The 18,510-nt window shown below is 63.2% G+C and carries 19 protein-coding genes and 1 tRNA gene; 13 read left to right on the top strand and 7 right to left on the bottom strand.

Annotated features, from left to right (window positions below; translation table 11 throughout):
* The first annotated feature begins 3 nt into the window (after nt 1-3).
* The 7 genes from VOI18_RS01660 (at nt 4) to gyrB (ending at nt 7,962) form a co-directional block, all read left to right on the top strand.
* Nucleotides 4-804, top strand: coding sequence for a transglutaminase family protein (locus VOI18_RS01660; RefSeq protein ID WP_323760666.1), 801 nt, complete (start codon nt 4-6; stop codon nt 802-804).
* A gap of 34 nt (nt 805-838) precedes the next feature.
* Nucleotides 839-1,570 carry a peptidase gene (locus tag VOI18_RS01655; protein WP_323760665.1) on the top strand — a complete coding sequence of 244 codons (732 nt, stop codon included), beginning with the start codon at nt 839-841 and terminating at the stop codon, nt 1,568-1,570.
* 26 nt (nt 1,571-1,596) lie between these two features.
* Complete coding sequence (locus tag VOI18_RS01650) at nt 1,597-2,220, top strand: LysE family translocator (RefSeq protein WP_323760664.1); 624 nt, start codon at nt 1,597-1,599, stop codon at nt 2,218-2,220.
* Between the two features lie 115 nt (nt 2,221-2,335).
* Nucleotides 2,336-3,112 (top strand): glycosyltransferase family 2 protein, encoded by a 777-nt coding sequence (locus VOI18_RS01645; RefSeq protein WP_323760663.1) that lies wholly within the window; start codon nt 2,336-2,338, stop codon nt 3,110-3,112.
* Nucleotides 3,109-4,782 (top strand): glycosyltransferase family 39 protein, encoded by a 1,674-nt coding sequence (locus tag VOI18_RS01640; RefSeq protein ID WP_323760662.1) that lies wholly within the window; start codon nt 3,109-3,111, stop codon nt 4,780-4,782. The genes VOI18_RS01645 and VOI18_RS01640 overlap by 4 nt, the downstream gene beginning before the upstream one ends.
* A gap of 50 nt (nt 4,783-4,832) precedes the next feature.
* Nucleotides 4,833-5,486: a TVP38/TMEM64 family protein gene (locus VOI18_RS01635; RefSeq protein WP_323760661.1), complete on the top strand. Its 654-nt coding sequence runs from the start codon at nt 4,833-4,835 to the stop codon at nt 5,484-5,486.
* 73 nt (nt 5,487-5,559) lie between these two features.
* Nucleotides 5,560-7,962: a DNA topoisomerase (ATP-hydrolyzing) subunit B gene (gyrB, locus tag VOI18_RS01630; RefSeq protein ID WP_323760660.1), complete on the top strand. Its 2,403-nt coding sequence runs from the start codon at nt 5,560-5,562 to the stop codon at nt 7,960-7,962.
* A 235-nt stretch (nt 7,963-8,197) separates the two neighbouring features.
* On the opposite strand, the gene polA is transcribed toward gyrB, so the two are convergent.
* The 4 genes from polA to VOI18_RS01610 all read right to left on the bottom strand — a co-directional run bounded on the left by polA (nt 8,198) and on the right by VOI18_RS01610 (nt 13,975).
* Nucleotides 8,198-10,984, bottom strand: a complete 2,787-nt coding sequence (gene polA / locus VOI18_RS01625; RefSeq protein WP_323760659.1) for a DNA polymerase I — start codon at nt 10,982-10,984, stop codon at nt 8,198-8,200.
* A 103-nt stretch (nt 10,985-11,087) separates the two neighbouring features.
* The gene (locus VOI18_RS01620) at nt 11,088-11,486 is read right to left on the bottom strand and encodes a hypothetical protein (RefSeq protein WP_323760658.1); all 399 of its coding nucleotides are present in this window, start codon (nt 11,484-11,486) and stop codon (nt 11,088-11,090) included.
* 710 nt (nt 11,487-12,196) lie between these two features.
* Nucleotides 12,197-13,726 (bottom strand): SLC13 family permease, encoded by a 1,530-nt coding sequence (locus VOI18_RS01615; protein WP_323760657.1) that lies wholly within the window; start codon nt 13,724-13,726, stop codon nt 12,197-12,199.
* Nucleotides 13,727-13,777: 51 nt separating this feature from the next.
* Nucleotides 13,778-13,975, bottom strand: a complete 198-nt coding sequence (locus VOI18_RS01610) for a zinc-finger domain-containing protein (protein ID WP_323760656.1) — start codon at nt 13,973-13,975, stop codon at nt 13,778-13,780.
* A gap of 91 nt (nt 13,976-14,066) precedes the next feature.
* Between VOI18_RS01610 and VOI18_RS01605 the strand changes: the two genes are divergently transcribed.
* From VOI18_RS01605 to VOI18_RS01585, 5 genes are all read left to right on the top strand, one after another.
* Nucleotides 14,067-15,026, top strand: a complete 960-nt coding sequence (locus VOI18_RS01605) for an ABC transporter ATP-binding protein (RefSeq protein ID WP_323760655.1) — start codon at nt 14,067-14,069, stop codon at nt 15,024-15,026.
* Between the two features lie 164 nt (nt 15,027-15,190).
* Nucleotides 15,191-15,562 (top strand): hypothetical protein, encoded by a 372-nt coding sequence (locus tag VOI18_RS01600; RefSeq protein ID WP_323760654.1) that lies wholly within the window; start codon nt 15,191-15,193, stop codon nt 15,560-15,562.
* Between the two features lie 117 nt (nt 15,563-15,679).
* Entirely contained in the window at nt 15,680-15,979 is a 300-nt protein-coding gene (locus VOI18_RS01595; protein WP_323760653.1) for an autorepressor SdpR family transcription factor, read from the top strand.
* A 2-nt stretch (nt 15,980-15,981) separates the two neighbouring features.
* On the top strand, nt 15,982-16,392 hold the full coding sequence (locus VOI18_RS01590; RefSeq protein ID WP_323760652.1) for a hypothetical protein: 411 nt from the start codon (nt 15,982-15,984) through the stop codon (nt 16,390-16,392).
* An 86-nt stretch (nt 16,393-16,478) separates the two neighbouring features.
* Nucleotides 16,479-16,555, top strand: a tRNA-Arg gene (locus VOI18_RS01585).
* A gap of 289 nt (nt 16,556-16,844) precedes the next feature.
* Here VOI18_RS01585 and VOI18_RS01580 read toward each other — a convergent pair.
* The 3 genes from VOI18_RS01580 to VOI18_RS01570 are packed head-to-tail and all read right to left on the bottom strand — an operon-like array spanning nt 16,845 to nt 17,992.
* Nucleotides 16,845-17,096, bottom strand: coding sequence for a GDCCVxC domain-containing (seleno)protein (locus VOI18_RS01580; RefSeq protein ID WP_121212533.1), 252 nt, complete (start codon nt 17,094-17,096; stop codon nt 16,845-16,847).
* Entirely contained in the window at nt 17,089-17,628 is a 540-nt protein-coding gene (locus VOI18_RS01575) for a hypothetical protein (RefSeq protein WP_121212534.1), read from the bottom strand. The genes VOI18_RS01580 and VOI18_RS01575 overlap by 8 nt, the downstream gene beginning before the upstream one ends.
* Nucleotide 17,629: 1 nt before the next feature.
* Nucleotides 17,630-17,992 (bottom strand): hypothetical protein, encoded by a 363-nt coding sequence (locus VOI18_RS01570; RefSeq protein ID WP_121212535.1) that lies wholly within the window; start codon nt 17,990-17,992, stop codon nt 17,630-17,632.
* A 70-nt stretch (nt 17,993-18,062) separates the two neighbouring features.
* Between VOI18_RS01570 and VOI18_RS01565 the strand changes: the two genes are divergently transcribed.
* Nucleotides 18,063-18,479 carry a MerR family transcriptional regulator gene (locus VOI18_RS01565; RefSeq protein ID WP_121212536.1) on the top strand — a complete coding sequence of 139 codons (417 nt, stop codon included), beginning with the start codon at nt 18,063-18,065 and terminating at the stop codon, nt 18,477-18,479.
* Nucleotides 18,480-18,510: the final 31 nt, after the last annotated feature.

Genomic DNA, 18,510 nt, shown 5'->3' with positions numbered 1-18,510 from the left:
CCCATGCGCCTCAATATCTCCCACCTGACCCGCTACGACTTCGCCGAACCGGTTCCCTATGGGCTCCAGCAGGTGCGTCTGACGCCAATGACACGCGCTCACCAGACCGTCTTGCGCTGGACCCTGCGGATCGAGGGTGGCAGCGAAGAGGCCCGTTTCAACGACCAGCACATGAACATCGTTGATCTGGTCCGCATCGACCCCGAGCGCACCTCGATCAGTCTGGTTTGTGAGGGCGAGGTCGAAACGCGGGAAGAAAACGGCATTGTCGGCCCCCATGACGGCACCGCGCCGCTCTGGTATTTCCGCCGCGAAACGCCGCTGACCAAGGCCGGGCCGAAATTGCGGGCCCTGATCCGTGACTTCGATGCGATGGACGGTCAGGACGTCACCGCCTTTCACGACCTTGCCCGTTTCATCTCCAGTGAAGTCGTCTACCGGACCGATACGACCCTGGCGACCACGACGGCCGAAGACGCGCTGGCGAGCGGTCAGGGTGTGTGCCAGGACCATGCCCATATCTTCATCGCGGCGGCTCGGCTGCTGGGTTATCCGGCCCGTTATGTGAGCGGCTATCTGTTCATGGATGACCGTGTCGAGCAGGATGCCGGGCATGCTTGGGCGGAAGTCCATATCGATGGTTTGGGCTGGGTCGGTTTCGACGTGTCCAACGGGATTTCTCCGGATGAGCGCTATGTGAAAATAGCCACCGGCCTGGACTATTCCGAAGCGGCACCGGTGGCCGGTGTCACGTTCGGCGGCGGCGGACAGTCGATGCTTGTATCGCTTCAAGTGCAGCAGTAACGCTGTGGCTCACCACGTCGCGGGAGACTGATTCGTGACCTATTGCGTCGGCCTGAAACTCGATACCGGCCTCATCTTCATGTCCGACACACGCACCAATGCGGGCGTCGACAATGTGTCCAAGTTCCGCAAGCTGTTCACCTGGGAGCAGAAGGGCGACCGGGTCATCACCATCATGACCGCCGGCAACCTGGCCACGACGCAAGCCGTGATCAGCCTGCTCGAGGAGCGCCTCAAGGCGCCGGCCGACCGGGCTCCGTCCATCCTGGATGCGCCGACCATGTTCCAGGTCGCAACCCTTGTCGGTCGCACCTTGCGCGAATGCGTTGCCGAGCAGACCGGAGCCGGTCCGACCTCCGAATCCCCCTTCGGCGCGACCCTGATTGTCGGTGGCCAGATCGCCGGGCAGAAAATGTGCCTGTTCATGGTCTATCCGGAAGGCAATTTCGTCGAAGCCAGTGATGAAACCCCGTTCTTCCAGATTGGTGAGACCAAATATGGACGCCCCATTCTGGTCCGCGCCTTCGACAAGTCGATGAGCATGGAATCGGCGACCAAGCTGCTGCTTCTGTCGTTCGACTCGACCCTGAAGGCCAATCTCTCGGTCGGCATGCCGCTGGACCTGCATGCCTACCGCGCCGACAGCCTGGAGGCAGGCGTGCAGAGACGGGTCGAAGAGGATGACGCCTGGTACGCGCAACTCTCGCTCGACTGGGGCAATGCGCTGCGTTCGGCTTTCGACGGGCTGCCGGATTACACGTTATAGCGGTCGCGCGCTGACGGCGGACCCTGATGTCGATTGAAACCCTGCTTCTGTTCGCCGGTGCCTTGCTGGTCCTGTTCCTGACCCCGGGGCCGGGCATCGCAGCGATGATCGCGCGCACCCTCGACGCCGGCCCCTGGCACGCGGCGATTTACGGCAGCGGTATCCTGTTGGGGGACATGTTCTGGTTCACGCTGGCGGTGACAGGCCTGTCGGCGGTTGCCGAGCAACTGGGCCCGTTCTGGCTCGCCGCCAAGCTGGTCGGCGCCTCCTATCTCGGCTGGATGGCCTTCAAGGCGTTCTGGAGCGCCTGGACCGGAGCGCGCCCGAAACCGGTCTTCAAGGCCGGGTCGAAGCGGGGCTGGATCGCGACCTTTCTCGCCGGGATCGCCATGCCGCTGTCCAATCCCAAACCGATCGTCTTCTACCTCACCCTGGTGCCGGCCTTCGTGCCGATCGAGGCGATCACGCCGCTGAGCTATGCGGCCATGCTGTTGATCATGGTCGCGATGGCCGTTCCCACAGCCGGCTTTTACATTGGCGCAGCACACCGCGCCCGGACCTGGCTGTCGACGCCGACTGTGCGGCGCGGGGCCGACATTGTGACCGGCTGCGTCATGACCGGCATCGCCCTGTTGTTGCTTTTGCGCTAGCCGGCCCGGTTGCAGCGGTCGCGGCAGGTGTCTGCCAAGCGGCCTTTACCGGCATTGGCATTTGAAACGCCGGCCAAAGCGGCACACACTCCGGCGCGCACAACTGGGGTTGTTCATGAGCGAGACGATCAACACGGATTTCCGCCGTCCGGACCGGACTGATGCGACGCTGCGCGCGTCAGTCGTCATTGCCGTTCTGGACGAAGCCGAGAATGTCGCGGCTGTTTGCGAGGAAGTTCTGCGTGAGATGGAGCGGGCGGGGGACTTCGAGATCGTCTTCGTTGATGACGGTTCGACCGACGCCACCCCGGAAATCCTTCAAGGCATCGCCGATTCCGACCCGCGGGTCCGCCTCGTCCGGCATGATCGTCGGTGTGGCAAGTCGCAGGCGGTGCGGTCCGGTGTCCTCGCTGCGCGCGCGCCCTGGATTGCGACCCTCGATGGCGATGGCCAGAACGATCCGGCCGATTTGCCGGACATGCTGGAAAAGGCGTGGTCGGCTGATGGCGATGTGCCGCTGGTCGCCGGCACCCGGGTTCGCCGCAACGACCCGGTCTCGCGGCTGATCGCGACGCGGATTGCCAACGGCTTCCGGGCGACCGTGCTGGGCGACCACTGCCCTGACACCGGCTGCGGCGTGAAGGTGTTCAGCCGCGACAGCTTCCTGTTGCTGCCCTGTTTCGAGGGCATGCACCGCTTTCTTCCAGCCCTGTTCCAGCGCTATGGGCACCCCCTGATCAATCACCCGGTCCAGCACCGGGCCCGCCACGCCGGGCAGTCGAAATACACCAATATCGGTCGGGCTTTCGTCGGGATTTTCGACACGATGGGCGTGATCTGGCTGGTCCGTCGCACCAAGGCGCCGGGCCGGATTGAAGAGCGTCGGTCGTGACCCAGGGCGGGCACCGTCTGGGCTGGAAAGACTGGCTGGTGCTTGTGGCCCTGTCGGCCGTCATGCTCTTGCCCGGGATCTCGTCCATTCCGCCGGTTGATCGTGACGAGTCGCGCTATGCGGTGGCGACCAGCCAGATGCTGGCGACGGACGATTTCATCGATATCCGTTTCCAGGAGGAACAACGCTACCTGCAGCCGGCGGGTGTCTACTGGCTGCAATCGATCTCGGTTACCCTGGCAGGCACGGCTGACGATCGCGCCATCTGGGCGCACCGGATCCCGTCATTTCTGGGTATCCTTGCCGCAGTCCTGATGACCGGGGCGCTGACGACCCGCCTGTACGGGCGCCGCGCAGGGCTGGCCGCGGCGCTGTTGGTCGCAACCAGTTTCGCAGTTGGCTTTGAAGCCCGGATCGCCAAGACTGATGCGGTGCTGTTGGCAACCATCACCGCTGCCCATCTGGCGCTGATGCGGATCTATCTGGAACCCGTCGGCCATTGGTGGCGCCCGGCCCTGTTCTGGGCGGCGCTGGGGGCGGGGATGATGGTCAAGGGGCCGATCATCTTGCTCTTTGTCGGTCTGGCGCTGGCGGGCCTGCTGGTCTGGGACCGCAAATTCGCCTGGCTCAAACAACTCAAACCGCTCTGGGGCGTGCCGCTTTTCCTGGTCATTGCCCTGCCCTGGTACGTCGCCATCGGAATTGTCTCTGACGGTGCCTTCTACGCCGAGGCGGTGGGCGACAGCCTGATGGGCAAGGTCGGCGAGAGCCAGCAGTCACACGCCGGACCTCCGGGTTATTATCTCGGCTTCTTCTCGCTGACCTTCTGGCCGGGCTCCCTGTTCTTCGTGTTCGCCGGCCACTGGGCCTGGTCGAACCGTCGCGAGGCGGCGGTGCGCTACCTGATCGCCTGGATCGTGCCAGCCTGGATCGCCTACGAATTGATCGCCACCAAGCTGCCGCACTACATCATGCCGCTCTATCCGGCTATGGCCTGTCTGGCGGCGGCCGCGATCTTCCTGCCCGGGCAGGCGCGCTCGCCGACTTGGCTGCGTGTGGCTGCCGGTGTCTATGCGGTTGTCTGGCTGGCCTTCAGCGGGTTGGTTGCGGCGCTGGCGCCGGCCCTTCTGCATTGGTCCGAGGGTCGAGTGTCGCCGGTATTGGTGATGGCAGGCGTGGCCATTTTTGCCGCTGCGCTGACCGCTGTCGGGCTCTATCTGGCCGGTCGTCGCCAGTCCTCGCTGCTGGCCGGTCTGGTCGCCGGGGCGCTGGGCGCGGTGACGGTCTATGGCGGGACGCTGCCGCGGCTGGAGACCCTGTGGCTGACACCGCGGATCGTGGCGGCCGTCGATGCTCACGGTGCCTGCGTGCCGACACGGCTGGTCACCTCGGCCTTTCGCGAACCCAGCCTCGTCTATCAGCACGGGCCCTATGCCACGGTTCTGGCGGCAAGCCCGGCCGACGCGGCGGACCAGCTGGCGGCGGACACCACCTGCTCGCTGGCTCTGCTCGATGCGGCCGAGGTCGACGAATTCCTGGCCCGCTCGGCAGCGATCGAGCTGACCCTCGAGCCCTTGGCGCTGATCGAGGGCCAGAACTATTCCAATGGCGACGAAATGAGCCTGACGCTCTATCGCGCCATGGCCGGAACGCCGGGGTCAGACAGGTGATCGGCCGCGAGCTGGTGACCGCCTTCCGGCGTCATCCCGGCAAACTCGTCATGATCATGGCCCTCATCGCTTTGTTTTCGCTCGGCGGTTTTGCGACCTTGTTGCTGCCCGAAGCTGTGACCCGGCAGGCGCTGGACGGGCTGGCCGCGATTGGCGGGCAGGTCTGGGCGCCGCCGGTCGCCATACTGGCCTTCACCATCCTGATCACGCTCGGCGCTCCCCAGGCGGTGCTGATTGCGGCGCTCGTGGCGGCGTTCGGGCCCTGGGCCGGCTTCGCCTACAGCTGGACCGGCAAGGTGCTGGCCTGCGCGTTCGGGTTCTTCGTCGGCCGTCGGGTCGGGTCGGGCTGGATTGACCGTCACGCGGGCCCCGATGCCCGCATCGTCATGGACGAGCTGGCGCGGCATGGGTTCTGGGCCAGCGCGGTGATCCGGCTGGTGCCGACCCTGCCCTCGATCATCATCAATATCGCCGCCGGCTGCACGCCGATGCGGTTCCGTGATTTCATCGCCGGGACAGCCCTTGGCAGCGTCCCGAAAATGGCCCTGATCGCGTTCGCCAGTCATGCCGCGATCCTGGGCCTTGAAGGTGGCGGTATCCGGGCCTGGCTGGCGGTGGCGGGAGCTGTGCTCTTGTTGGTGTTGACCGGCCTGATCGGCCGGCGCTGGCTCATGCGTCGCGCCACCAGAAAACCGGCACCCTGACTCACGCGTGCGCGCGTACGCACGCGTGTGCGCGCGAGTGGTCACAGGCGCGCGAAACCTGTACAAGAAAACCATGACGGAACAAGCGAATCAGGAATACGGCGCGGAGTCGATCAAGGTCCTCAAAGGGCTCGACGCCGTGCGCAAGCGCCCGGGCATGTATATCGGTGATACCGATGACGGTTCGGGTCTCCATCACATGGTCTATGAGGTCGTCGACAACGCGATCGACGAGGCCCTTGCGGGGCATTGTACCGAAGTCCTGGTGACGCTGCATGCCGACGGTTCGGCTTCAGTCCGCGATGATGGCCGCGGGATCCCGACCGACATCCACCAGGAAGAAGGCGTTTCGGCAGCCCAGGTCATCATGACCCAGCTGCATGCCGGCGGTAAGTTCGACCAGAACTCCTACAAGGTCTCCGGCGGCCTGCACGGCGTCGGCGTCTCGGTGGTCAATGCCCTGTCCGACTGGATGGACCTGACCATCTGGCGCAATGGCAAGAAGCACTGGATGCGCTTCCGTCGCGGCGATGCCGAAGAAGACCTCAAGGTGATGGGGGATGCCGAGCCGGGCCAGAAGGGCACGGAAGTGCGCTTCATGCCGTCCGAAGAAACCTTCACCATGACCGAGTTCAATCGCGAAACGCTGCAGCACCGCCTGCGCGAACTCGCCTTCCTGAACTCCGGCGTCAAGATCACCCTGCGCGATGAGCGCGAGGCCGAGCTCTATTCCGATACCATGGTCTATGACGGCGGTGTGGCCGCCTTCGTGGCTCATCTGGACCGCAACAAGACCCCGATTTTCATGCCGCCTGTGTTGATCACTGGCGAGAAGGACGGCGTGTCTGTCGAGGCCGCGCTGGAGTGGAATGACAGCTATCACGAGAATGTCCTCTGCTTCACCAACAACATCCCGCAGCGCGATGGCGGTACCCACCTGGCCGGTTTCCGCGGCGCGCTGACCCGGATCATCAACACCTATGCGGCCTCGTCGGGCCTGGCGTCCAAGGCCAAGGTCTCGATCTCCGGTGATGATGCCCGCGAAGGCCTGACCTGCGTGCTGTCGGTCAAAGTCCCGGACCCGAAATTCTCGTCCCAGACCAAGGACAAGCTGGTCTCGTCGGAAGTTCGCCCCGCCGTTGAAGGCGCTGTGGGCGAGGCGCTGGCGGAATGGTTCGAGGAGCATCCGACCGAAGCGAAGATGGTGGTCGGCAAGATCATCGAGGCCGCCGCTGCCCGCGAAGCCGCCCGCAAGGCGCGCGAGCTGACCCGCCGCAAATCGGCGCTGGAAATCTCGTCCTTGCCCGGCAAGCTGGCGGACTGCCAGGAGAAGGATCCGGCCAAGTCCGAACTCTTCATCGTCGAGGGTGACTCAGCCGGCGGTTCTGCCAAGCAGGGACGTCACCGGGAAAACCAGGCCGTGCTGCCGCTGCGGGGCAAGATCCTCAACGTGGAACGCGCCCGCTTCGACAAGATGCTGTCCTCGGAACAGGTCGGCACGCTGATCACGGCGCTGGGCACCGGCATCGGTCGCGACCAGATCAATTACGAGAAGCTGCGCTATCACAAGGTCATCATCATGACCGATGCCGATGTCGACGGCGCACATATCCGTACGCTTTTGCTGACCTTCTTCTACCGTCAGATGCCGGAGCTGATCGAGAAGGGCTATCTCTACATCGCCCAGCCGCCGCTCTACAAAATCACCAAGGGCCGCTCCGAACGCTATGTGAAGGACCAGGCCGAGATGGACGCCTATCTGATCGAGGAGGGGGCGTCGGAAGCGCATCTCACCTTGCATGACGGCGAAGTCGTTACCGGTCAGGACCTGACCACACGCGTCGCCGCGGCCCGTCAGGTCAAGCTTTCCATCGACCGCATGACGGCGCGCGCTCCGGGCTTTGCCCTGGAAGCCGCCGCCCTCGCTGGCGCCCTCGTTCCGGAACCCACCGAAGACGGGATCCGCGAAGCCGCCGCCCGCCTCAACACCTTCGCTGATGAAGGTGAGGACACCTGGGGTGGCCATCTCGATGAAGAGGACGGCAATCTGGTCTTCGAACGCGAAGTGCGCGGCGTGATGGAAACCGTGGTACTGGATCGCAATCTGCGCGCCAGCCCGGACGCCAAACGCCTCAATGAGCGCGCCACGGCGATCTCTGATGACTATGCCGGCCCGGCCAGTTTCGTGCCGAAGTCCGGCCCGGTCACCATTCACTCGCCGCGCGAGCTGGTCGACGCGGTCATCGTCTCCGGCGCCAAGGGCATGAAATTCCAGCGCTATAAGGGTCTGGGCGAAATGAACCCCGGCCAGCTCTGGGAAACCACGCTCGACCCCAATGCGCGGTCCCTGCTGCAAGTGTCTGTCACCCACGCCGACACCGCCGACGAGCTGTTCTCCAAGCTGATGGGCGACGTGGTGGAGCCAAGACGCGACTTCATCCAGGAGCACGCGCTGGAAGCGGAAGTGGACGCTTAGGTCTCCACTCGCGACGGTATTGAAAACGCCCGCCTGTTTCAGGCGGGCGTTTTTCGTTCCAACCACCCAATAATTGTCATCCCCGACGGATGCCCCGCGGAGGCGGGGCGAAGATCGGGGACCCATATGCTCGCCGAGAGATAGGTCCCGGCTCTGCAGCCCGCCTTCGCGGGCTATCCGGCCGGGATGACAAATGAGCGAGACAGAGGATCGAGGCTCAGCTGGCAATCGCCCCTTAGTGAGCCTCACCCCACGTCATCCCCGCCTTCGCGTCCACCACCAGTGGCACACTCAACTCCAGCGCCGGCGAGCAGGCCTCGCCCATCACCTTTGCGGCCAGACCAATCAGCTCGTCGGCCTGGGTCTCCGGAACCTCGAAGACCAGTTCGTCGTGGACCTGGAGCAGCATTCTGGCGTCGAGATTGGCGGCGCGCAGCGCGTCGTCCATGCGGATCATGGCGCGGCGGATGACGTCGGCGGCCGAGCCCTGGATCGGGGCGTTGATGGCCTGGCGTTCGGCGAACATGCGCATATTGGGGTTCTTGTCGCGAATGCCGGGGAAATGACAGCGTCGGCCGAAGATCGTCTCGACATAGCCCTTTTCGGCGGTCTCGGCCTTGGTCCGGTCCATATAGGCGCGAATGCCGGGGAATTTCTCGAAATAGGCGTCGATGAAGGCCTTGGCCTCGTCGCGCTTGACGCCGATCTGGTTGGCGAGACCGAAGGCGGAAATGCCGTAGATCACGCCGAAATTGATCGCCTTGGCCTTGCGGCGCACCATCGGGTCCATGCCCTCGATCGGCACGCCAAAGACTTCGGACGCGGTCATGGCGTGGATGTCGGTTCCGTCGCGGAAGGCTTGTTTCAGGCTCTCGACATCAGCGATATGGGCCAGAAGGCGCAGCTCGACCTGGGAATAGTCGGCGGCCACCAGCACATGGCCCGGCTCGGCGATGAAGACTTCGCGGATCTGCCTGCCGGCCTCGGTTCGGATCGGGATGTTTTGCAGGTTCGGCTCGGTCGAGGACAGGCGCCCGGTCGTCGTTGCGGCCAGCGAGAAGGAGGTGTGGACCCGCTTGGTGTCGCGGTTGATATGAGCGAAAAGACTGTCGGAATAAGTCGATTTCAGCTTGGCAAACTGACGGTACTCCAACAGTGCCACGGGCAGGGCGTGACCCTCGGCCGCGAGCTGGTCGAGCACGGCGGCGTCAGTCGACCAGGCCCCGGTCTTGGTCTTCTTGCCATCGGGTAAGCCCATCTCTCCAAACAGGATTTCGCCAATTTGTTTCGGTGACGCAACGTTGAAATCGCGGCCTGCCGCCTCGTGCGCATCGGCTTCGGCGGCCATCATCTTCTGGCCGAAATCGGAGGAGAGACGGTTGAGCTGGTCCGGATCGACCTTGATGCCGACGCGTTCCATCTTGGAGAGTACATCCGCCATCGGCCGTTCCAGCGTCTCGTAGACGGAGGCCATCTTCTTGGCGACCAGCGCGGGTTTCAAAATCTCCCACAGGCGCAGGGTGATGTCGGCATCTTCGGCGGCGTAGAGCGTCGCCTTGTCCAGCGGCACCTTGTCGAAAGTGATCTGGTTCTTGCCGGTGCCGCAGATCTCCTTGAAGGGGATGCAGGTGTGGCCGAGATGCAGCTCGGCCAGCGCGTCCATGCCATGCCCGTGCAGCCCGGCATCCATGACGTAGGAGATCAGCATGGTGTCGTCATAGGGCGCGACGTCGATGCCATAGCGCGACAGCACACCGAGATCATATTTGAAATTCTGGCCGATCTTCAGCACGGCCGGGTCTTCCAGCAGTGGTTTCAGGGCCTTGAGCGCCTGATCCATCGGGATCTGCTCGGGTGCTTCACCCGTGTCGAACATGTCGCCGGTGCCCTGCGGGTCGACATGGGCGAGCGGGATATAGCAGGCCTCGCCCGGCGCGGTGGCCAGCGAGATGCCGACCAGGCCAGACGCGGTCGAGGACAGGGCATCGGTCTCGGTATCGACCGCGATCTGCCCGGCCTCGAAGCATTTGGCGATCCACCGCTCCAGCGCGTCCATCGTGGTCACGCACTCATAGGCGTCGCGATTGATGGGCGCCGTGGCATCGCCGGTTTCGTCAGCGGGCGGTCCGCCCAGCGCCTCTTCGACCTTGCGGGTGAAGGAGCGGAACTCCATCTCGCGCAGGAAGGGGACCAGCACCTCAGGATCGGGCTCGCCAAGGCCGAACGCCTCGAGCTTTTCCGGCATCGGCGCGTCGAGCTTGAGGGTCACCAGGTCACGCGAGATGCGGGCATCCTCAGCATGGGCGAGCAGTTTTTCGCGCCGACCCTTCTGCTTGATCTCGCCGGCGCGCTCCAGGAGCGTGTCGAGATCGCCATATTCATTGATCAACAGCGCCGCCGTCTTCACCCCGATCCCGGGCACGCCCGGCACATTGTCGACACTGTCACCGGCGAGTGACTGGATATCGATCACCTTGTCCGGTCCGACCCCGAATTTCTCCATCACTTCGGGCGCCTGGATGCGCTTGTTCTTCATGGCGTCGAACATGGAGACCTTGTCTGTCACCAATTGCATCAGATCCTTGTCCGAGGAGACGATGGTGACATCAGCACCCAGGGCCTCGGCCTGGCGCGCATAGGTGGCGATGATGTCATCGGCCTCGTAATTTTCCAGCTCGATACAGGGTGTACCGAAAGCGCGGGTGGCGTCGCGGATAATGGAGAATTGCGGGATCAGGTCTTCCGGCGCCGGCGGCCGGTTGGCCTTGTAGAGGTCATAGAGATCATTGCGGAAGGTCTTGCCGGAATGGTCGAAAATCACCGCCAGGTGCGACGGCTGATCGTCACCCTTCAGGTCTTCCAGCAGCTTCCACAACATGTTGCAAAAGCCCTGCACCGCCCCCACCGGCGTCCCGTCGGTCCGGGTCAGCGGCGGCAGCGCATGATAGGCCCGGAAGATATAGCCCGACCCGTCGATCAGATAGACGTGGCTGGTCTCGTCGACGGGTCTGGTCGTGGCCATGGCGTGTCTCTCCGGGCGGATGCGCAGGCGGGCAAATCAGTTGTGCCGGAGACTAGCGCGGGGACGGCGCGGGGTCATGGGGGGAGTGCGGTGGGGACGGCCATCAACTTACCACCCAAAACAATGCGCCACCCGCTACCGCGGTAAACGGCGCCAACACTTGTAACGACCAGGGTGGCAGGCGTTCGGCCCAGAACATTGCATAGGCGTGGTGCCAGCGGCGTGGTGCGAGGGTGATGAGCGCCGAACTGCCGACGATGAAGACGCCAGCCCAGAGGAAATACTGCGGCCAGGGCGTGGCGTCGGACACGCCGATCAGGGCCAGACCGACCAGGGCGCGCAGCGTGTGCTCGCCAAAATGGATCAGCGGCGTTGATCCCATCGCGCCCAATCCCTCGAGGGCCAGGCGCGGCCGCAACAGGCAAAGCCCGGCAACGGCGATCAGCCACAGCGCAAACAGCTGGACGATCAGGCGGGAGAGGTCGGTGGCAAGCTCGGTCATGGAGACAAGGTGTATAGCGGGGATGGTTTGGTTCAATGGGAACGGTGGTTTGTATTGCCTTGTAATCTCGGGCGGATGGCCTGCGAAGGCAGGCCGCAGACCCGGGACCCACAAGCCCGGTGCGGCCAGCTTTGGTGATAATAGGTCCCGGATCTCCGCCCGGCTCGAGGCCGGGCATCCGTCCGGGATGACAAAGTTTTGCACCTTTATCCCCGCCTTGTTCCCCACACACCGTCATCCTGACGAAAGTCAGGACCCAGTCTCGCAGGCGCGCTTTCACCAATTGTGGCAATGGCTTCGCGTCGCAGTCTGGGTCCCGATTGTCATCGGGATGACGGTGTGTGGGGTGGGGACAGAGACAAACCTATCCCCACCCCCTCCACCCAGCACCATAATCGCTTCGGTTTTCGGGACGGGAGGCACGAGCTCAGTCACTTGTGCCCGGAAACGAGCGGAGCCTGTCCGGGCAGCGGTGTGACAGCCGATATGCACTGGCAGGGCGTGCGACCAGGTCGCGGGGCACTAAACGACCGACCCCATCTACCTGACGCATTGGAATCGGGGTGGAGACAGCCCGGGAAATCTTCGCGAACGGGATGTCGGCGATGTCACGTTATACAAATCAACCCGATGTCGGCATTGTCCGACATCCCGTTCCCTCTTTCACTCGAAACGCCAGGCGGTGACGCCGTGGCGCCTTTCGACCTGTGTCAGCCGAGCAGGACGGAGAGGCCGGCGATGATGGCGATGGCGGCGAAATTGATGCGGACGCCGGCTTTCATCATCTGCAACTGGGTCACGGCGCCGGAGGCATAGACGATGGCATTGGGCGCCGTGGCGACGGGCAACATGAAGGCCGTCGAGGCGGCAATCGCGACCGGGACGACGAGGTCCTGCGGCGGCACGCCGGCCTCCACCGCGATCACGCCAAGCACGGGCAGGAAGGCGGTCGTGGTGGCGACATTCGAGGTCAACTCGGTCAGGAAGACGACCAGGGCGACGAAGATCAGCAGCAGGACCGGGACCGGCAGATCGGCCAGGAAGCCCATCTGTCCGCCCAGCCAGTCAGCCAGTCCGGTCGAAGAAAGGGCCGCCGCCAGCGACAGCCCGCCGCCGAACAGGATGACGACATTCCAGGGCAGGCGGGCCAGGCCTTCCCAATCCATCAGCATCTCGCCCTTGCGCGCGCCGCGGTCGCCAGCTGGGACCAGGAAGGTCGCGAGGGCGCCGAGCACAGCGATCTGGGTGTTGCCGAGCGACAGGGTCACCGGCAAGTCGAGCGTCGAGCCGATCCAGGTCAGCAACGGATTCCAGCCCCATTGCGTGTCAGGCCGCCCGATCAGCTCGCCCGGCAGGACGCGGCCCATCCACAGGATGGCAACTGTCCCGAAGAGTGCAGCGACGCGCCATTCCGGGCGGGTCATTCGGCCCAGTTTGGCCAGCTCGGCGCGAACCAGGTTTTGCGCTGCGGAGCTGTTGCCGCTGGTCTTCAGGTTGAAAGCGAGGCGGGTCAGGATGAACCAGGCAACCGGGATCAGGACGATCACCACCGGCAGGCCGATGCCCATCCAGGTGGCGAAATCGATCGCGATGTCGAACTCGTTTTGCAGATAGCCGATGCCGATGAGGTTGGTCGGGGTGCCGACCGGGGTCGCCATTCCACCGATGGAGGCAGCGTAGGCGACGCCGAGGGCCAGCGCCGGGGCGAAGAATTTCGACGACACGCCTTCACGTTCAACTTCTTGGGCCACGCGCAGGGCAATCGGGATCATCATCAGCGTGGTCGCCGTATTGGAGATCCACATGGACAACAGCGCCGAGGCCAGCATGAAGCCGAGAATGAGCGCCGCCGGCCGCCCGCCAAAGCCGCTGACAATGTTGAGGGCGATGCGGGTGTGCAGGTTCCAGCGCTCGATCGACAGGGCGACGATGAAGCCGCCCAGCAAGAGCATCACGATCGGGCTGGCATAGGGGGCTGTCGCCGCCCCGGTCGAGGTGATGCCGAGAAAGGGGAAGAGCGCCATCGGGATCAGCGCGGTGGCGGCAATCGGGATCGCTTCGGTTGCCCACCAGCAGGCCATAAGGAGCGTTAGCGATGCCAGCATCCAGGCTTCGCGGCTGACACCCTCGGGAAGCGGCAGGAACTGCAGACCGGCCGCAATGACGATGCCGGCGAACAGGCCGATGATTTGCGATGTGGATTTTCCGCGCTTGGCGGGCGTCGTGTCAGTGTCAGGCACAGAACGCCTCCCCAGCCGTCTGTTGCGGACCCGTCAGTCTGTACTCGGGCGTCAGGTCTTGGGGTCTTCGGCGGAGCCGGCTTTCACGAAGCGGCGGTCGCAATAGGGGCATTCGACGAAATCGTCCTGGCCCATTTCCAGATAGACGCGAGGATGTCCCAGCGCCCCACCGCCGCCGTCGCAGGCCATGCGGTGCTGGTCGGTGACGATGATTTCGGACGGCGGTACGGAATTGGCGGCGTCGGCCATGGACAAGCCCTCATGGACAGGAGGAATGACGATCCCTAAGTGTGGAGACTAGTTATGGCCTTTGGCCCTCATCCGTCAATTCCGAGGCGACATGTCCGACAGCTCCCCCCTTCCCGATTTCGCGCTCGAAGCCACAGGCCTGAAGAAAACCTATCGCGGCTCCAAGCTGTCCGAACCGAAGGAGGCCCTCAAAGGCGTCGACCTGAAGGTGCCACGCGGCTCCATATTCGGTCTGCTGGGACCCAATGGGGCCGGCAAGTCCACCTTCATCAATATTTTCGCAGGACTGGTGAAGAAGACAGGCGGGACCGCGAAGACCTGGGGCATCGATATCGACCAGGACAGTCGTGCCGCGCGCGCCGCGATCGGGGTCGTGCCCCAGGAAATCAATATGGACGTCTTCTTCACGCCCCACGAGACGCTGGAGCTGATGGCCGGCTTCTATGGTGTGCCCAAGGCGGACCGGAAGACCGACGAATTGCTTGAAGCGGTGGGCCTGTCGGACAAGCGCAATGCCTATGTGCGCCAGCTCTCCGGTGGCATGAAGCGGCGCCTCCTGGTCGCCAAGGCCATGGTGCACACCCCGCCCATCCTGGTCCTCGACGAGCCGACCGCCGGCGTGGATATCGAGCTGCGCCGCCAGCTCTGGGAGTATGTCCGCGAGCTGCATGCCCGCGGCACCACCATCGTGTTGACCACGCATTATCTGGAAGAAGCGCAGGAGTTGTGCGACCAGATTGCCATCATTGATCACGGCCAGGTCATTGCCTGTGAGCCCAAGGAAACCCTGCTCAAGCGGATGGACTCGAAGACGCTGGTGATCGAGCCGGCCGAACCCCTGACCGCCGTCCCCGCCGAGCTGGCCGAGTATGATGCAGAAATCCGGTCGGACGGTGCGCTGGCGATCACCTATCGCTATGGCCAGCAATCGGTCGCCGAGATGATCGAGAAGTTTCGCGTCGCCGGTGGACGGATTGAGGATTTGCGGACCGAGGAAGCCGACCTGGAGGATGTCTTCCTTGCGCTTACCTATAACCGCCAGGATGGCTGAGCCGGCGTGGCCTGTCAGCTGGGACACCGGCGTGACCGGTCCCGCAAGGCCTGCCCCTTTTTCGGCATGATTGCCGCGCATTCTGTTCGTGGCCAAAGGAGGGCCGAAAGACAGCAGACCGGACAGGCCGCCAGCCCGAATGGTCGGATATCAGGGAGGCCAGCATGCGTACGCACATCATCCGCCAGTTTTTCGCCATCGCCGTGAGTGCACCGCTTTTTGTGGCCCTGGCCTGGTTTTTCGGGGTTTTCCTGCAGCCGCAAGGCGAGACCGGCGCCGGATTTGCCCTGGTTCTGATCCTGGTCAGCGCGGTCGTGTCGATCTGGCTGTATGCGTGGCTGATGCGCCCGGGCAAGAAGGTCCGCTTCCGCAATCGCGGCGTTGACGGCTTTGACCGTGACTGGGGCGTCGGCATGACCGGTTACTCCACTCACAAGGAGGGTCGCCGCCGACGCGACGACTCAGACGGCGATGACCTGGGCGGGCGGCGAAATGCCGACGACATGGACGATGACGGCGTGGTGGGGCTGGGCTGAGCTGTGCTGCGCTGCGCTACGACACCATCCTGATCGCTGACGCCCCGGACCGGTTCCGGGGCGCTTTCCTGTCCGGCCCTGTTGACATCAATTAGATAATTAGCTAATTATCTCTTCATGAGTGATGTTTTCAAAGCCCTGTCCGATCCGACCCGTCGTGAAGTCCTGCACATGCTGAAGTCAGGGCCGCGCAGCGCCGGTGAGCTGGCCGACGCCTTCCCGGTGTCGCGACCGACCATGTCGGCGCACTTCAACGCGCTGAAAGCGGCCGGTCTGGTCTCGACCGAAAAGGCCGGCAAGTCGGTCATCTATCATCTCAATGTCTCGGTGCTCGAGGAAGCCCTGCTCGGTTTTGCCGGAGCGTTCGGCTTCGGCACCCGTCCGGCGCCCGACGCACCGTCTGAACGAAAGGAATAGCCATGATTACCCGTTCCCTCCGCGGCTCCATTGCGCTGGCCGCCATCCTGCTGGGCTCCGCGTATGGCTTGTCCTTGCTGGCCGACTTCAACTGGGTCGGTCCGGACATGCCCGATCGGGTGACCCAGGTCCTGATCGGTCTTGTCCTCGTGCTGTTCGGCAATGCCACCGGCAAGCGGGAGCGGGACGCAGACCCGTCCACCGATGGCAAGCCGGCCCTGATGGCGGCGCGGCGCTTTTTCGGACTGGCCCTGGTGCTCGGCGGCCTGGTTCATGCCGGCGCCTGGTTGCTCGCCCCGCTGGACCTCGCCAATACCGTCTCGATGGTGGCGGTGGTTGCCGCACTGGTCGCCGGGCTGGGCCGCGTCGCCTATGCCGTGCGCCGACAGCAGCAATCAACCGACCAGGGCTGAGAGCCGGACGCCGCCAATACACTGAAACGCGAGAGTACAGCCGCGTTGCGCACCTCAGCGGCATCGGCTATGGGTTCGCGTTCAACGCACCCATAGCTCAGCTGGATAGAGCGCTGCCCTCCGAAGGCAGAGGTCAGAGGTTCGAATCCTCTTGGGTGCGCCATCTTTTGTTGGACGTCACAAGTCGTTGGACAAAGTCCAAGAAGCTTGGACAAACCAAGCTGGAAAGCGTCGGGGTTCATGATCCAAGTGGATCGTTTGTGTGTTCAAAAGGGCCACGACAAGGTCGACAGCCCTGATCTGCTGTACGATCATTTGGCCGCATTGACTTCTTGCCAACACCTAGCATCCGCTTTGGCTTAGGAGGGGTCATAACCTGTCGGCTGAGTTCTGTATTCGGCGGATGTCTGAATTGTCCGGTTCACCGCACAAAGCGCATGATGTGCCGTACTCTAACACCCAAGCCGACGAGCGCGGGGAGGCCACCCTGCTGCACAGCACGCATCGCCCTCCTGAATAGGCGGGCACGGTACGGTTCCAAAGGAGCAGAAGACGCAGCAATCGCCCGGCTTCGGTTTCAGCAGCGTGCTGCATGACGGACAGTCCCAGAAGTACTGGCAGGCGTTCGTCGGCATCTCCAAATTGGCGTGTATGCTGCCACAATGGGGACAGGTGAGTGTTGATTTGAGTTGGATATCAACCATCGGACTTTAAGGAACGCTCCCATTGATCAATTGCACCAATCGGCCCGGGACATTCGTGATCGCGGGTTTCACGCCCTGCTATCCGGCCAATCAATATCGGTATTGCGCGCATTTCGCAGCCGGGCGTTCCGAAGAGAGCAGCCAGGAAAAATGAACCACCAAGGTGGAGATAGACATAGGTATTGAGCCAATAGGTGGTCGACCAAAGCTGTGAATTGATCCACTCGCCGGAAGATTGCCATCCGATAGCCGCGGCGCCGATCAACAAGCCCGTAGCCAGCAGTCGAGGCCAAAGCCCTAGCCGAAAACCCAGTCCAATGTTCAGCGTGTATGGGGCCAAGTGGACAGCAAACGCCGTGAACCCGATCACCCATGCATTGGTCAAGGCATCCATCTCGCCGAAGCGAAACAATTGGGCCGCCCAATAGATTGCGCCTGCGCCGAAAATCAGGCGTGAGAGACGACCGATAGGCCCGGGCGGCGGTATAGTTCCTCCGTCGCGAAACTGATAGGTCGGCGAAGGTTTGGCCATATCAAGCTCGGAGCCAGTCCAATAACCAGCTTTGCAATCGCATCTCGTAGTTCGGCAGGATGAGCGACACGGCGAGAAATACCGCGCCAACAATCCACCATATCCAGAATATCCGGCCCGGGCTTCCGCGCCACAACGCCAGCGTCAGCGAGAACGCGAGCATGCCGGTCGCCCCCCAAGCGAACCAATCCTGCCAGCGTGCAAAGAAACCGAGCTTTGCAACCAAGCCGGAGGCGACACCAAGTTGAACTAGTAAGATCGGAACCACGCAGCAGGACGCGCCGACAAAAGCGAGAAAGCCGCTGACTGCCCCGCTGCCAGATACGAAGGATGAAGGGATAAGGTTTTTCTGGGTCGATCTCATAACTGCAGAATGGTAGTCCCTGTAGTAACTGCAGGATCAAGAGAAATTTGCATGGGGACAGGTTGACCCGATGAAGGGACCGCTTAAACGAGGCACCGTCGCGAAGCTGTTGGACTGCAACATCGAGACGATCCGATACTATGAGAGCATCGATCTGGTCGCCGCATCGGCGCGCTCCGACGCTGGCCACAGGCTGTTTTCGCAGGCGGACATCGAGCGCCTGCGGTTTGCACTTCGGCTAAGACAGTTGGGATTTGCTCTCGCGGAAGTCAGGGAACTTCTTACCATGACGGAGAAGCAGACCTTTTCCTGCAAACAGGTTGCAGGGATGGCCGAGATGCATCTGTCCCAAATCCATCGCAAGGTCGCCGATCTCAGGCAGCTCGCAGCGTCTCTGGAAGAGATCACGAGCCAGTGCCAGCGCACAGACACGCCGGACTGTGCGCTCGTCCTGTCACTAAAGGCACCGAGCAAGACTCTAAACTAACGCCTGATGTAGAATTCGCGATCAGGATTCG

The sequence above is a fragment of the Maricaulis sp. genome (assembly GCF_034670125.1).
Lineage (GTDB): Bacteria > Pseudomonadota > Alphaproteobacteria > Caulobacterales > Maricaulaceae > Maricaulis.
The sequence above is the reverse complement of the archived record's forward strand: the minus strand, read 5'-3'. Positions and strand labels throughout refer to the sequence as shown.